The organism is Mesorhizobium newzealandense (assembly GCF_042682145.1).
GTDB lineage: Bacteria > Pseudomonadota > Alphaproteobacteria > Rhizobiales > Rhizobiaceae > Mesorhizobium > Mesorhizobium newzealandense.
On record NZ_JBHUGZ010000018.1, the window covers coordinates 1 to 14,361 of the forward strand.

General features: G+C 62.5%; 9 protein-coding genes and 1 rRNA gene. 2 read left to right on the forward strand and 8 right to left on the reverse strand.

The features are described 5' to 3' along the window. Positions 1 to 1,143 (reverse strand): 16S ribosomal RNA (locus ACFSOZ_RS27835); the annotation flags it as partial. Positions 1,144 to 1,925: 782 nt separating this feature from the next. Here ACFSOZ_RS27835 and ACFSOZ_RS27840 point away from each other — a divergent pair. Continuing rightward, positions 1,926 to 3,896 (forward strand): M23 family metallopeptidase, encoded by a 1,971-nt coding sequence (locus ACFSOZ_RS27840; RefSeq protein WP_379103268.1) that lies wholly within the window; start codon positions 1,926 to 1,928, stop codon positions 3,894 to 3,896. Between the two features lie 31 nt (positions 3,897 to 3,927). Here ACFSOZ_RS27840 and ACFSOZ_RS27845 read toward each other — a convergent pair whose 3' ends face one another. Continuing rightward, the gene (locus tag ACFSOZ_RS27845) at positions 3,928 to 5,487 is read right to left on the reverse strand and encodes an MFS transporter (RefSeq protein ID WP_379103270.1); all 1,560 of its coding nucleotides are present in this window, start codon (positions 5,485 to 5,487) and stop codon (positions 3,928 to 3,930) included. Positions 5,488 to 5,639: 152 nt separating this feature from the next. Between ACFSOZ_RS27845 and ACFSOZ_RS27850 the strand changes: the two genes are divergently transcribed. Beyond that, positions 5,640 to 6,272: a TMEM175 family protein gene (locus tag ACFSOZ_RS27850; RefSeq protein WP_379103272.1), complete on the forward strand. Its 633-nt coding sequence runs from the start codon at positions 5,640 to 5,642 to the stop codon at positions 6,270 to 6,272. Positions 6,273 to 6,295: 23 nt separating this feature from the next. On the opposite strand, the gene ACFSOZ_RS27855 is transcribed toward ACFSOZ_RS27850, so the two are convergent. From ACFSOZ_RS27855 to prfA, 6 genes are all read right to left on the reverse strand, one after another. Further along, complete coding sequence (locus ACFSOZ_RS27855) at positions 6,296 to 7,774, reverse strand: L,D-transpeptidase family protein (protein ID WP_379103274.1); 1,479 nt, start codon at positions 7,772 to 7,774, stop codon at positions 6,296 to 6,298. 134 nt (positions 7,775 to 7,908) lie between these two features. Next, positions 7,909 to 8,274, reverse strand: coding sequence for an MmcQ/YjbR family DNA-binding protein (locus ACFSOZ_RS27860; RefSeq protein ID WP_379103276.1), 366 nt, complete (start codon positions 8,272 to 8,274; stop codon positions 7,909 to 7,911). 57 nt (positions 8,275 to 8,331) lie between these two features. After that, complete coding sequence (gene clpB, locus ACFSOZ_RS27865; RefSeq protein ID WP_379103278.1) at positions 8,332 to 10,938, reverse strand: ATP-dependent chaperone ClpB; 2,607 nt, start codon at positions 10,936 to 10,938, stop codon at positions 8,332 to 8,334. A 221-nt stretch (positions 10,939 to 11,159) separates the two neighbouring features. Then, entirely contained in the window at positions 11,160 to 12,095 is a 936-nt protein-coding gene (locus ACFSOZ_RS27870) for a DUF4167 domain-containing protein (RefSeq protein ID WP_379103280.1), read from the reverse strand. A gap of 305 nt (positions 12,096 to 12,400) precedes the next feature. Continuing rightward, a complete protein-coding gene (gene prmC, locus ACFSOZ_RS27875; protein WP_379103282.1) occupies positions 12,401 to 13,279 on the reverse strand; it encodes a peptide chain release factor N(5)-glutamine methyltransferase in 879 nt (292 codons plus the stop codon). Next, entirely contained in the window at positions 13,272 to 14,351 is a 1,080-nt protein-coding gene (prfA, locus tag ACFSOZ_RS27880; RefSeq protein ID WP_379103284.1) for a peptide chain release factor 1, read from the reverse strand. Before prfA ends, prmC begins: the two co-directional genes overlap by 8 nt. Between the last annotated feature and the right edge of the window lie 10 nt (positions 14,352 to 14,361).

The following is a 14,361-nucleotide window of genomic DNA, read 5'->3' on the forward strand; positions in this document are numbered from 1 at the left end:
TTTTTTTTTTTTTTGATCGCTGCCCGGACTGGGCGCGAGGCGTGGCGCTGTTTCCCGGTGATGTGGCCTATGTCTGGCATGCCGGCGCTCCATGACTCGCGGTGGCCGACAGCCTGGTTGCTGGCCTTCGCGGCATCCGCTCACCGAGATCATTGGGCAGCCACCCCGCTGGTGCGCCATCAGCCGTGGACACACCATTGGCAGACATGAGCCCGGCTGGTAAGGTTCTGCGCGTTGCTTCGAATTAAACCACATGCTCCACCGCTTGTGCGGGCCCCCGTCAATTCCTTTGAGTTTTAATCTTGCGACCGTACTCCCCAGGCGGAGAGCTTAATGCGTTAGCTGCGCCACCGACAAGTAAACTTGCCGACGGCTAGCTCTCATAGTTTACGGCGTGGACTACCAGGGTATCTAATCCTGTTTGCTCCCCACGCTTTCGCACCTCAGCGTCAGTACCGAGCCAGTGAGCCGCCTTCGCCACTGGTGTTCCTCCGAATATCTACGAATTTCACCTCTACACTCGGAATTCCACTCACCTCTCTCGGACTCGAGATTGCCAGTATTAAAGGCAGTTCCGGGGTTGAGCCCCGGGATTTCACCCCTAACTTAACAATCCGCCTACGTGCGCTTTACGCCCAGTAATTCCGAACAACGCTAGCCCCCTTCGTATTACCGCGGCTGCTGGCACGAAGTTAGCCGGGGCTTCTTCTACGGTTACCGTCATTATCTTCACCGTTGAAAGAGCTTTACAACCCTAGGGCCTTCATCACTCACGCGGCATGGCTGGATCAGGCTTTCGCCCATTGTCCAATATTCCCCACTGCTGCCTCCCGTAGGAGTTTGGGCCGTGTCTCAGTCCCAATGTGGCTGATCATCCTCTCAGACCAGCTATGGATCGTCGCCTTGGTAGGCCATTACCCCACCAACTAGCTAATCCAACGCGGGCTCATCCATCTCCGATAAATCTTTCTCCCGAAGGACGTATACGGTATTAGCTCCAGTTTCCCGGAGTTGTTCCGTAGAGATGGGTAGATTCCCACGCGTTACTCACCCGTCTGCCGCTCCTCTTGCGAGGCGCTCGACTTGCATGTGTTAAGCCTGCCGCCAGCGTTCGTTCTGAGCCAGGATCAAACTCTCAAGTTTTGAAACTTTGATTGGCTTTTATCTGGTCACGCTTTGAATTGACGAGAACATTCACACCTAGACACTCGCGTGTCTTGGTAGACTTTATTCTCTCAAAACGTGTCCGCCAAAGTCTCGTTCGAACCTTCTATCCCTGGCGGGATAAGAGGTTCAGCAGGACTCTGCCGCCCACGTTTCTCTTTCTTCAATATTCAATTTTCAAAGAACAGACACCGCAGACGCAGTGTCGTGGCCCGTTTCGCTTTTGGCTCCGGGGCCGTCCGAGTGTCGCTTACGCGGCTCTCTTGAATTTCGCAAAGGGCAGGCTTAGAAGCAAACTTCTTCGTCGCCAGCGGCGAGCCGCCCTCGTTGGTGAGGCGTATATAGTCGCCACCAACAAGAACTGTCAACAGCCATCTCAAAGTTTTTGAACTTTTTGCGACAGAAATCTCGGGGCCGATCTGTTGATAGCCGACTGCCCCTGGGGAAGCGGGACAACACGGGGTGGGCGGCCACGAAGGAGCCCTATTGCCGCCGCATTGCCGTTCGACACCAAGCCAACAAAAGAGGCGCAGCGCCGACGGCGCGGTGCCTCTTCAGGAGCCTCATTCAGGGGTGCGCGATGAGCCTTGCAGAGAAGGCGCACCGCTCCTCTTTATAGAGCGCTCCATACAAGAGAAGTGCGCGAGGGGAATTCGGCCGGGGCCTAGGCTTCGTTGACTTCACCTGCCATGACAGGCAAATGTCACGGCCACAACAAAAGCGACAAGCCGTTCCGCCCGGGGAAGAAGCAGCCTTTCTGGATGCCAGACACGGAAGATGTCATAGCCGAACTCGGCAACGAGCCGCCGCTTATCGCGGACGGCCGCAGCGGCCCGCCCGACCGGCGCGAGGTTTCCGCACGCTGGCTGTCGGGCACCTTCCTCACCGGCGTGACCTCGAGCGTGCTGATGGGCGTGGCGCTGTTTGCCGCCCTTGACGGACGTCAGCAGCTGGCGACGCCACCCGAGATTGCGGAACTGATCAGCCTTGCCAGCAATGGCGATTCCGGTGAAGTGGCCAAGACGACCAGGCTGGTGCCGCCGCGCCAGATCGCCAAGGCCAAGGACCGCCGCCGGATGGAAGTGTCGATGGTGACCAAGGTCGGCGACCGTGACGTCATCCACACCATGCCTTTCGTGCAGATCAAGATGGCACTTGCCGCCGGTCACACCACCAACCGCGCCTACCCGCCCTTCGATCCGATGCAGGTGTTCGGTGACGACGGCGACGACAGTGCGGCTCAGCCGGCCACAGCCTCGGCCGCTGCCGGCCAGATCTACGGCGCCAAGGTCGAAAGCGAGATGAGCCTGAAGACCGTCGATTTCCCGATCGAGACGGCGGCCTTCGACGAAAAGAGCGACCTGTCCGCCGACGAGGTGGAAAAGGTGGTGCGCGAAGCTGGCACCGACCTCAGTGACGGTGCTGTCCAGGTCGCGTCACTCCACTATGTCGACCCGCAGCGATTCGGCGAAGCTTTTGCCGAGAGCATGGCCGGCTCCTACGACGTCAAGATCGTGCCGGAAAACGTCTCGGTGGCGCCGCGCGCCGCCGCCGACGACCAGGCGCCGGCTTTTGCCGAGGAAATCATCCCCTTTACCAAGGATCTCGACGTCACCGAAGCTCTTGCTGATTCGGGCTATACGGGTGAAGACGCCACTGGCATGGCCGAAGCGATCGCCAAGCTGTTGAACGCGACGGCGCTCAAGGCCGGAACCGTGCTGCGTGTCGGCCTCGAGGTTCACGGCGATGCCGCCAAGGTCGTGCGCACCAGCGTCTACGACAGAACGCAGCACATCGTCACCATCGCGCTCGACGATCACGGCCAGTATGTGCCGGCACAGGAGCCGGAGCCGAATCCCGAATTGCTGACGGCATTCGACGATTCGTCGGCGCCGGTGGTGGTGCGCGGCAACCTGCCCAACGTCTATGACGGCATTTACCGCGCCGCCTATTCCTACGGCATGTCCAAGGCGATGACCCAGCGGCTGATCAAGCTGCTGGCGTCCGACGTCGACTTCCAGTCCCGACTCAGCCCCGCCGACCGCATCGAAGTGCTGTTCTCGCAGCCCGATGGCGACGACCAGACGTCGGACAGCTCCGACCTTCTCTACGTCTCGGCGACGTTCGGCGGCACGACGCGCAACTTCTATCGCTTCCAGATGCAGGACGGCAGCACCGACTATTTCGACGGGGACGGCTCGAGCGCCCAGCAGTTCCTGTTGCGCAATCCACTGCCCGCCGGAAAATTCCGCTCCGGTTTCGGCGCCCGCAGGCATCCGATCCTTGGCTATGTCCGCATGCACACCGGCGTCGATTGGGCCGCGCCCATCGGCACGCCGATCATCGCCGCCGGCAACGGTACTGTCGAGAAGGTCGGCTGGGCTGGCGGCTATGGCAAACAGATCATCATCCGTCATGCCAATGGCTACGAGACGTCCTACAATCACCAGAGCGCCTTTGCCAAAGGCATCGAACCGGGCGTGCGCGTTCGCCAGGGCCAGACGATCGGCTATCTCGGCCAGACCGGCCTCGCCACCGGCCCCCACCTTCACTACGAGCTGATCGTCAATGGCACCAAGGTGGATCCGATGCGTGTCCGCTTGCCGGTCGGCAAGGTGCTGAAGGGCGATGACCTCGTCGCCTTCAAGCGCGAACGCGAGCGCATCGACGACCTGCTGAAGCAGGAAGACAGTGATTCGCTGAAGGTTGCGAGCGCCAAGATCGACGGCTGATCCGTCAGCCTTTTAAGCCCAGCCTTGCCGATCAGCCTTGCGGATTTTCCGCACGCCACGGCCATGGCAGCCGCTGACCGGAAATGGTCGTCCACGCGATGACAGCCGAAAGCAGGCACAGCAGCGCCGTCATCGCAGAGACGGCCGAAAACGCGGCGTCGCCGGCGGCGAGCCTTGCCGCATCGACGGCCGGCGCCAGCCCAACCGTCGACGGCTCGCCAAAGCCCGGTACTGCGGGCGTCGCATTCCCATCCAGTGCGTTCGCATAGACCCGGGCGGCAAGCGAGCCCATCGCTGCCACGGCGATCAGGCCGCCAATGCGCGAGACGGCATTGTTTATGCCGGAGGCAGCACCGGTATCCTTGTCTTCCACAGCCGTCATGATCGCCGTCGACAGTGGCGACACGACCAGCGCCATGCCGAGCCCCATCAGCGCCATCAGCGGGAATGTCCCCGTCCAGAAATTGTGGATGCCGGCATGGGTGAGCAAGGCAAGTCCGGCAAAGGCGAAAGCCACGACGAGGCTGCCGCAGGCGATCGGAAAGCGCGGCCCGATCCGGTCCGACAGCTGGCCGACCGGTCCCGACAAAAGTGCGATCGATGCCGACAGAGGCAGGAAGATGAAGCCGACCTCGGCCGTGCTCAATCCCCAGCCTGCGATCAGCAGCATCGGCAGATAGAAAAGATTGGCCGACAGCGCGAAATAGAGAAAGAACGTCGCCAAATTGGCGCCGGCGAAAGCGCCGACGCGAAACAGCGACAGATCGATCATCGGCTCGCGCCGCCTAAGCTCGAAGACGATGAAGACAGCCAGCAACACGGCGCCGGCGGCAATGCTCGGCCCCGACAAATGGCCCTCGCCGCTGGCGCTCATCGAGGTCAGCCCATAGGCGAGCGCGCCAAAGGCCAATGTCGCGAGCGCGGCACCGCCGAGATCCAGACTGCGTTTCTCCGTTGGCGCGTCGGCTGGAACCCTCGCCAGCAAAAGATAGATCGAGATCAGGCCGAGCGGCAGGTTGATGGCGAAGATCGCCCGCCAGATGCCGTCGCCGAAAGCCGACAGCACGAAGCCGCCGAGCACCGGGCCAAGGGCTGTGGTCAGCGCCGAGGCCGCCGCCCAGATGCCGATGGCGCGGCCGCGCTCTTTTTTCGGATAGGCCTTGGCGATGATGGCGAGGCTGCCCGGCACCATGATCGCCGCGCCTATGCCCTGAAGGGCGCGAAATGCGATCAGCACCACCGCATTCGGCGCCAGCGCACAGGCAAGCGAGGCGACAATGAACAGCGCAATGCCTGCCACGAAAGCGCGACGCAGCCCGAATCGATCGCCGGCAGCACCACCGGCAAGGATCAGCGCCGAAAGCGTCAACGCATAGGCATTGGAAATCCACTGTGCCTCGGCCAGGCTGGCGCCAAGGTTGACGCGGATCGCCGGCATGGCGATGGCCAGGATCGAACCGTCGATGAAGCCGAGCGCCGAGGCCAGGATCGCTGCGATCAACACAAATCGCCGCTGCGATGGCGGACAGAACGTACCATTCGTGACCGGACTGGTGAGCGGGACGGCGGCGGCTTCACTTGGTGAATGCATGAACCTTGCTTAGACCGCATGCCCGCCGCCAACAACCGGCCAGTGGCTTGCCGTCCTTGAACCCAGCCCTATCGCCAGGGTTGGGCCTGTCCGGGTGCAAACGGCGGCAGTCGTGCTAGGTTTTCTGGAAAGTTGCAGACGGGGAGAAATCGATGAAGCGGCCACTTGAGGCATCGGCGGAGGGACGCGGCCGTATCGTCGGCATCACCGACGGGGTGTTCGCCATCGCACTCACCCTGATCGTCCTCGAGATCAGGGTGCCGGCGCACGAGGCGATCCATTCGGAGCACGATCTGCTCGCGGCGATCGCGGCACTGGCGCCACGCTTCCTGACCTATGCCCTGAGCTTCCTGACGCTGACCATCTTCTGGTTCGGCCAGCAGGCGCAACATGGGCTGATCGCCAAATCCGACCGGCGCCTTGCCACGCTGAACCTCTGCTTTCTCGCTTTCATCGCCCTGCTGCCATTCTCGACCGACCTTTTGGCCGATTTCCTCGAGTTCAGAACCGCGGTCCTCGTCTACTGGCTCAATCTGCTGATGCTCGGCGTCGCGCTGTTTGCCAGCTGGCGCTATGCGGACAAAAACGGCTTTCTGGCAGAGGGCGTCGATGCGGATACAAAACGCGCGGTCTATCTGCGCATCGCCAAGGCGCAGATCCTGTGGGCGATCGGTGCAGCATTGTGCCTGATCACGCCATTGCTCAGCGTCGGCTTCATCCTGATGGTGCAGTTGATCTACGCGGCAACGCCAGGCGCGAACTGGGTGCGCAGGATCATCGGCTGAGGCGTAACGGGCGCCTCAGCCCCTCAGTCGACAAACTCCACCGTCACACCTGGCGAAACGAGCTTGGCGAGTTCCCGCGCATCCCAGTTGGTCAGGCGCACGCAGCCATGGCTTTCGGTCTTGCCGATCTTCGACGGGTCCGGTGTGCCGTGGATGCCGTAGGTCGGCTTGTCCAGGGCGATCCACACCGAACCGACAGGGCCGTTCGGACCCGGTGGAATGGTCAGAACCTTGTCGTTCTGGCCCTGCTTGAAGTTGATGCTGGGGTTGTAGGTGTAGTTCGGATCGAGCGCGACGCGCGACACAGTGTGTATGCCGGACGGTGACGGTGTATCCGACGAGCCGATGGTTGCGGGATAGGCCGCCACCAGCTTGCCACCCGCATCATAGGCGAAGACCTCTTTCCTGCCCTTGTCGGCGACGATACGGGCAACCGGTGTCGAAACCAGTTTGCCGAAATTGGCAACCTTGATGATCGTGCCGGGACGATTGAAGTCGGCGTCCGGGTTGAGCGCCTTGAGATAATTCTCGTCCATGTGAAAGCGCTCGGCGAGCGCTTCGGTCACCGACGTATAGCCCATGCGGTCGAGCTGCGCCTTCTGGCTGTAGTCATCCGGAATCGAGGCGACATAGGGACCGGCCGCATCCTCCGGCGTGATGGTGTAGTTGGCGAAGGCATCGCCGCCGGACTGCGCAAGGGCTGCCTGAATGCCGACCGCATCGGTCGACCGCAGGTTGCTGCCGGTGATCTGGTTGTAGGCGGCCAGGGCTTTGTCGACATTCGAACCGAAGCGCCCATCGATGACGCCAGGCGAAGCTCCACCCCGGTCTAGCAGCACCTGCAGCGCTGCGACATCCTGGCGTGCTCCCAGCGAAAGCGACGGCTCGGCGGTGGTCTTGCCGCCGGCCTTCGGCGGCAGTGCCGCCTGATCATCAGAGGGCACTGCCGGCTCGACAGGTTCTATCGAGGCCTGATCCAGCGGCTGGCGCTCGATGGTGCGCGGCTCTGCCGGCTGCGGCGCATCGGGATAATTGTTGTCGTAGCTGCCATTGTCCTGCGGTGGTGGCGGGTAGGCTTCCACGGAATTGTCGCGATCAGGATCATATTCGTCCGCCGGCGGCGGGATGACCCGGCCTTCCTCTTCCAACTGCTTGCGGCGGAACCGCGCCATGTCTTCCGGATCATCGAGATAGTAGCGGTCATTGTCATCAGGGGCACGGCCCAGCTCGCGCAGCCTTGTCTCGCGACGCAGCGCGCGCCGGTCGAGCCTGGTCTGCGGCGGCTGGATGGCAATCACCTTGCCGGTATCGGCATCGACGATGACGCGGTTGCCCCTGGCGTCGTAATAGACGTCGAGGTTGCCTTCCTGTGCGACTAGGATGCCGCCCGTCGTGGCGGCGCGGACGGCGCGCGGTGCATTGTCCTGCGTCGGCGCGGCGATCGCGCCGGTAGACACAAGCCCGGCGGCGAGCACCGAGAGGGTGAAGATCGTGCGGAACATCGTTGCCAAACTCTCCGGTCCGTAATTGCCGCTGTACGGCGAACCCCTTCGCCAGCAACCAGCTAACCACCATATGGTTCCAACATGAACCGGGCATGAAGATGGCGGTTTCCCGGCGCCTCGATGAATATCAGCTAGCTCGCGGCAAGTCCCAATTCCCTTAGCGCCTGCTTCGTCAGCTTCAGGGCAACAAGGCGATGGCTCTCGCGCAGATAGTCCTTCAGCGCGCCATCATCCATGGTCTGGCTTGTCTGACGCTGGATCCATTTCATGCCACGCGAAGCAAGATAGGGTGCCGGCCGCAGGCCCGGCTGCTCCTTGAGCACATCATACGCGATGTCGGAACATTTGAAGGTGACGAAGGGCTGCTGGCCTTGGTCCCAACCGCCGATCGCAAAGACCTTGGCTCCGACCTTCCAGACATGGGCGCCGCCCCACTGGACGACATGCGTCGTCGAAGGCAATGAGGCGCAGAAGCCGTTGTAGTCGTCCAGCGTCATCGGCGCCCTCATTTGCGTGAAAACGCCGCGCGTCCGGGATGGACACGCGGCGTTGGATCAGGCTGCCGCCTCGGCCGCGACGATCGTCGGCTTCGAGCGGAAGTTCAGCCGGTCGGAACCGGCTGTCACCTTGACGGTCGAGCCGTCGAGGATGTCGCCGAGCAGGATCTTCTCCGCCAGCGGGTCCTGCAGTTCCTTCTGCATCACCCGCTTCAGCGGCCGCGCGCCATAGGCCGGATCGTAGCCCTTGGCCGCCAGCCAGTCGATCGACTCCTGATCCAGCGACAGCGTGATCTTGCGGTCGACAAGCAGGCTTTCCAGCCGCTTGAGCTGGATCTCGACGATGCGGCCCATATCTTGCCGGCGCAGCCGGTGGAACAGGATCACCTCGTCGACGCGGTTGAGGAATTCCGGCCGGAACGATGCCTTCACGACATTCATCACCTCGTCGCGAACCTGGTCGACATCCTCACCCTCGCCGAGATTGACGAGATATTCGGCGCCGAGATTCGACGTCATGATGATCAGCGTGTTGCGGAAGTCGACCGTGCGGCCCTGTCCGTCGGTCAGGCGGCCGTCATCGAGCACCTGCAGCAGCACGTTGAACACGTCCGGATGCGCCTTCTCGATCTCGTCGAACAGCACGACCTGGTAAGGCCGGCGCCGCACTGCTTCGGTCAGCGCGCCACCCTCCTCATAGCCGACATAGCCGGGAGGCGCGCCGATCAGCCGGGCGACCGAGTGCTTCTCCATGAACTCCGACATGTCGATGCGCACCATCGCGCTCTCGTCATCAAACAGGAAGCTGGCGAGCGCCTTGGTCAGTTCGGTCTTGCCGACGCCCGTCGGTCCGAGGAACATGAATGAGCCGATCGGCCGGTTCGGATCCTGCAGGCCCGCACGCGCACGGCGCACGGCCTTCGAGACAGCCTGCACCGCCTCGCCCTGGCCGACGACGCGCTTGCCGATCTCGTCTTCCATGCGCAACAGCTTGTCGCGCTCCCCCTGCAGCATCTTGTCGACCGGAATGCCGGTCCAGCGCGAGACGATATGGGCGACATGGTCGGGAGTGACCACCTCTTCGACCATGCCGACCTTGCCGTCCTGAGCCTCGGCGTCCTTCAGTCTCTTTTCCAGTTCCGGGATCTTGCCATAGGCAAGCTCGCCGGCGCGCTGGAACTCACCCTTGCGCTGGGCAATGGCAAGCTCGTTGCGGGCTTCGTCAAGCTGCTTCTTCAGGTCAGCGGCCAAACCGAGCTTCTGCTTCTCGGCCTGCCACTTGGCGGTGATCTCGGTCGATTCCTCCTCGAGGCCGACGAGTTCCTTTTCCAGGCGGGCGAGCCGGTCCTTCGACGCATGGTCCGTCTCGACCTTCAGCGCCTCGCGTTCGATCTTGAGCTGCATGATGCGGCGATCGATCTCGTCGAGTGCCTCGGGTTTGGAATCGACCTGCATGCGCAGCCGCGATGCGGCTTCGTCGACAAGATCGATCGCCTTGTCCGGCAGGAACCGGTCCGCGATGTAGCGGTTCGACAGCGTCGCAGCCGCAACCAGCGCCGAATCCGAAATGCGCACCTTGTGATGCTGTTCGTATTTTTCCTTCAGGCCGCGCAGGATCGAAACGGTGTCTTCCACCGTCGGCTCATCGACGAAGACCGGCTGGAAACGCCGGGCAAGAGCCGCGTCCTTCTCGACATGCTTGCGATATTCATCGAGCGTGGTGGCGCCAACGCAGTGCAATTCACCGCGCGCCAGCGCCGGCTTCAGGAGGTTCGACGCATCCATGGCGCCGTCCGCCTTGCCGGCGCCGACCAGCGTGTGCATTTCGTCGATGAACAGGATGATCCCGCCGGCCGCCGAGGTGACTTCGGAGAGCACGGCCTTCAGCCGCTCCTCGAACTCGCCGCGGTATTTGGCGCCGGCAATCAGCGCGCCCATGTCGAGCGCCATCAGTTGCTTGTCCTTCAACGATTCCGGCACGTCGCCATTGACGATGCGCAGCGCCAGGCCTTCGGCGATCGCCGTCTTGCCGACACCCGGTTCGCCGATCAGCACCGGGTTGTTCTTGGTGCGGCGCGACAGCACCTGGATGGTGCGGCGGATTTCGTCGTCACGGCCAATCACCGGATCGAGCTTGCCGGCGCGCGCATCCGCGGTCAGGTCGCGCGCATATTTCTTCAGCGCGTCGTAGCCCTGTTCGGCGCTCGCCGAATCGGCGGTGCGGCCCTTGCGGACATCGTTGATGACCTGGTTGAGCGCCTGCGCGGTGACGCCGGCCTTGGCCAGGATGTCGGCGGTCTTGGCCGATTTCTCCATGGCGAGCGCCTGCAGGAGCCGCTCGACGGTGACGAAGCTGTCGCCGGCCTTCTTGGCCAGCTCTTCGGCGGTCGAAAACACCTTGGCCAGCGGCTGCGCCAGATAAAGCTGGCCATTGCCGCCTTCGACCTTTGGCATCGCTTCAAGCGCCGTCTCGACGCCAAGCTTGACGTCGCGGGCGTTGCCGCCGGCGCGTTCGATCAGCGATGCGGCCAGGCCCTCGTCGTCGTCGACGAGCACTTTGAGGATGTGTTCGGGTGTGAACTGCTGGTGGTTGCGGGAGAGCGCCATGGTCTGCGCGGACTGGATGAAGCCGCGCACGCGCTCCGAGTATTTCTCAAGGTTCATATCTGTCTCCTTCCATCACCGGCCCGCTTTGCGGCACCGGATCCGATTGCGGTGACGGACCCGCCCATTCGAGCCGGGTCCTGTTCAGCCGAGATATGGGGCATGGGCCATGCTGTCTCAAGACGCCTTGATGTCGGTCAAGGCACAATATTTCATCGCGGCACAAAACGAAAACGGCGGAGATTTCTCTCCGCCGTCCAATGTCCAGAAATGTCGTTCGATCAGTTGTCGATGTCGACAATGACCGGTTCAGCATTGCCGCTGTCACCCGGGGCCGTGGCCACCTCGCCGGCATCGGCATTGTCGCTACCGCCTTCGACCTGATCGGCGTTGACGCGCGGACGGCGCGGGCGCCTCGGGCGACGGGCAGCACCGCTTTCGGCGGCAGCCTCGTTGAGCTCGGCCTGGGCGGCGAGACCCGCCGGCGACAGGTTCTCGAACAACGGAGCCGGCTCGACCGCCATAACGGATTCGGCAGATTCAGTCGGCGAAACAGCTTCGGCCTGGATCGGGGCCTCGTTGCGCTGGGGCTGACCGCCTTGCTCCACAGGCGAACCAAAGTCGCGCTGGCCGTTCTGGCCGTAACCGCCATTGGGACGACGATCGCGATGGCGCCCGCCATTGTTGTCGCGGCCGCCATTGTTGCGCCCGCCATCCCGATTGTCGCGGCCGCCTTCCCGGTTGAGCGCGACCTCGGCCGGCATGCCTTCGATGACCGGCTGCGGACCGGCGCCATGGTTGATCACCGGCACCTGGGCATCGGAAATCGTGTTGCCGCCGTTGCCGGCATTGTCGAACTCGTCGCGATCGTCATCGCCGTCATCGTCGAAATCATCGCGATTCTGTTGGGCGTTCTGGATCGGCATCTGCGCCTGCGCGGCCGCGATGATGCGGTTGTAGTGTTCGGCGTGCTGGAGATAATTCTCCGCCATGACCCGGTCGCCGGAGCTGTGTGCGTCACGGGCAAGGGTGGCGTATTTTTCGGCGATCTGCTGAGCCGAACCGCGGATCTTCACGTCCGGGCCGTTGCTCTCGTAGTTGCGCGTCAGGGGATTCGGCCCCTTGCGGTTGTTGTTGTTATTATTGTTATTATTCCCACCGCCGCCGCCATTGTTGTTGCGACCGCGCATGCGCCTGTTCTGCTGTTGTGGCCTCATCAAACTCTCTTCATTTTGAAATTTTCGAAAAACTCTTCACGAACGGAGGCGCTCATGCAGCCAGCCGTTTCGTCTCTTCACCGGCGTTCGCCCGCATCGATTGCGTTGGCGCCACGTGCCATCCTGTTCCGGTTACATCACTTGCCGGACGATTCCCGCACGAAGCTTGGGCATCGTTTGCGCAAGAAGGCAGCTATTTCCAAGGAAAAACCGAATCGCTAAGAGCACTGCCTGCTTCGTCTCATCCGGTTAAGGCGACCCTAGCCGCATTCCCCGGCATTGCCAAGCGCTTTTTTTGCACTGCGTCAAGGCTTTGTCCTTTCAAAGACAATAACCCTGTCGTTTCCACCAAGGTCCCGAAAGGCACCGCCCGGCATGTAGCCGGCTGCGGCGAATATACCGGAGACCTCGTCATGCTGCGTGTGGCCGATCTCGACCGCAATCCTACCATCAGTTTCCAAAAACCTCGCCGCCTCTGCGGCGATGATCCTGTAGGGGTTCAGACCGTCCGCGCCACCATCCAAGGCCAAGTGCGGATCGAAATTGCGGACTTCGTCCTGCAGATTTCCAATGTCTTCGGACGGTATATAGGGAGGGTTTGCGGCAATTACATGGTACCGGCCGGAAACTTTTTCGAACCAGTCTGACTGGAGCGCCGTGAACCGGCCTGCAAGGCCCAGTTGCCGGGCATTGCGGCCCGCCGTTGCCAGCGCGCCTGCGGACATGTCGACGCCGGTGGCGATCGCGGCCGGCACGGCGCTGAGCAGCGCCAGCGCAATGGCGCCGGTGCCGGTACCAAGATCGAGGATGCGGCATTCGCCTTCCTGGACCGCCACTGCCCTGACGAAAGGCAGCATCGCCTCGACCAGCGTTTCGGTATCCGGCCGCGGTTCCAGTGTTTCCGGCGACACCGACAGGCGCAAACCATAGAATTCACGATAACCAAGGATGCGATGCACCGGCTCGCCGCCGGCGCGCCGTCTCAAGGCATCAAAAATTGCCGCAATGGTGCTTTCATCGATCTTGCGCTCCGGATCGGCAATCGCCTGCGTGCGCGTCGTGCCGGAAAAATGTTCGACGATCAGCCTCGCATCGAGCGCCGGATCATCGATAGCCGCGGCTGCAAGCCGGGCCTGCGCTTCCCGCAGCAACGGCCCCAGCGTCTCCGGCAGTTGATCAGCCATCGATGCCGATGTCTGCGAGCAGCTTCGACTGGTGATCGGCGATCAGCGCGTCGACCACTTCGTCGAGTTCGCCCATCATCACCCGGTCGAGCTTGTAGAGCGTCAGGTTGATGCGGTGGTCGGTGACACGGCCTTGCGGAAAATTGTAGGTGCGGATGCGCTCGGAGCGGTCGCCGGAGCCGACTTGCGACTTGCGCGATTCGGAGCGTTCCTCATCCGCCTTGCTGCGCTCCAGGTCATAGAGCCGTGCGCGCAGGATCTGCATCGCCTTGGCGCGATTCTGGTGCTGCGACTTTTCAGCCTGCACCACCATGATGCCGGTCGGCAAATGGGTGATTCGGACAGCCGAATCGGTGGTGTTGACGTGCTGGCCGCCCGAGCCCGAGGCGCGCATCGTGTCGATGCGGATGTCTTCGGCCCTGATGTCGATGTCGACCTCTTCGGCTTCCGGCAGCACGGCAACGGTGGCGGCCGAAGTGTGGATGCGCCCGCTCGCCTCGGTCGCCGGCACGCGCTGCACGCGGTGCACGCCGGATTCGAATTTCAGATGCGCAAAGACGCCCTTGCCTGAGATCGTGGCGATGATTTCCTTGTAGCCGCCAGCGTCGCCATCGCTGGCCGACACCGTCTCGAAACGCCAGCCGCGTTCGGCAGCGTAGCGCTCATACATGCGAAACAGGTCGCCGGCGAAAAGGGCGGCCTCGTCGCCGCCGGTGCCAGCGCGGATTTCGAGAATGGCGTTCTTGTCGTCGGCCGCATCCTTGGGCAGCAGCAGGATCTGGATGTCCTTCTGCAGCGCCTCGATACGTTCCTCCACCTCCGGCAGGTCGGCCTCCGCCAGGGCCCGCATCTCGGCATCGGTACCCTTGTCGGCAAGCATGGCTTCGAGGTCGGCCTGCTCATGCTCGGCCGAGCGCAGCGCCCTGACCTTGGCCACCATGTCCTGAATCTCGGCGTATTCGGACGCCATCCGCACATAGGCATCCGGTGCCGGGCCGGCCGACATCTGCGCTTCGAGCATCTCGAAACGCTTGACGACTTGATCCATACGATCGCGTGGCAGGTTGACCATGATGAGGATG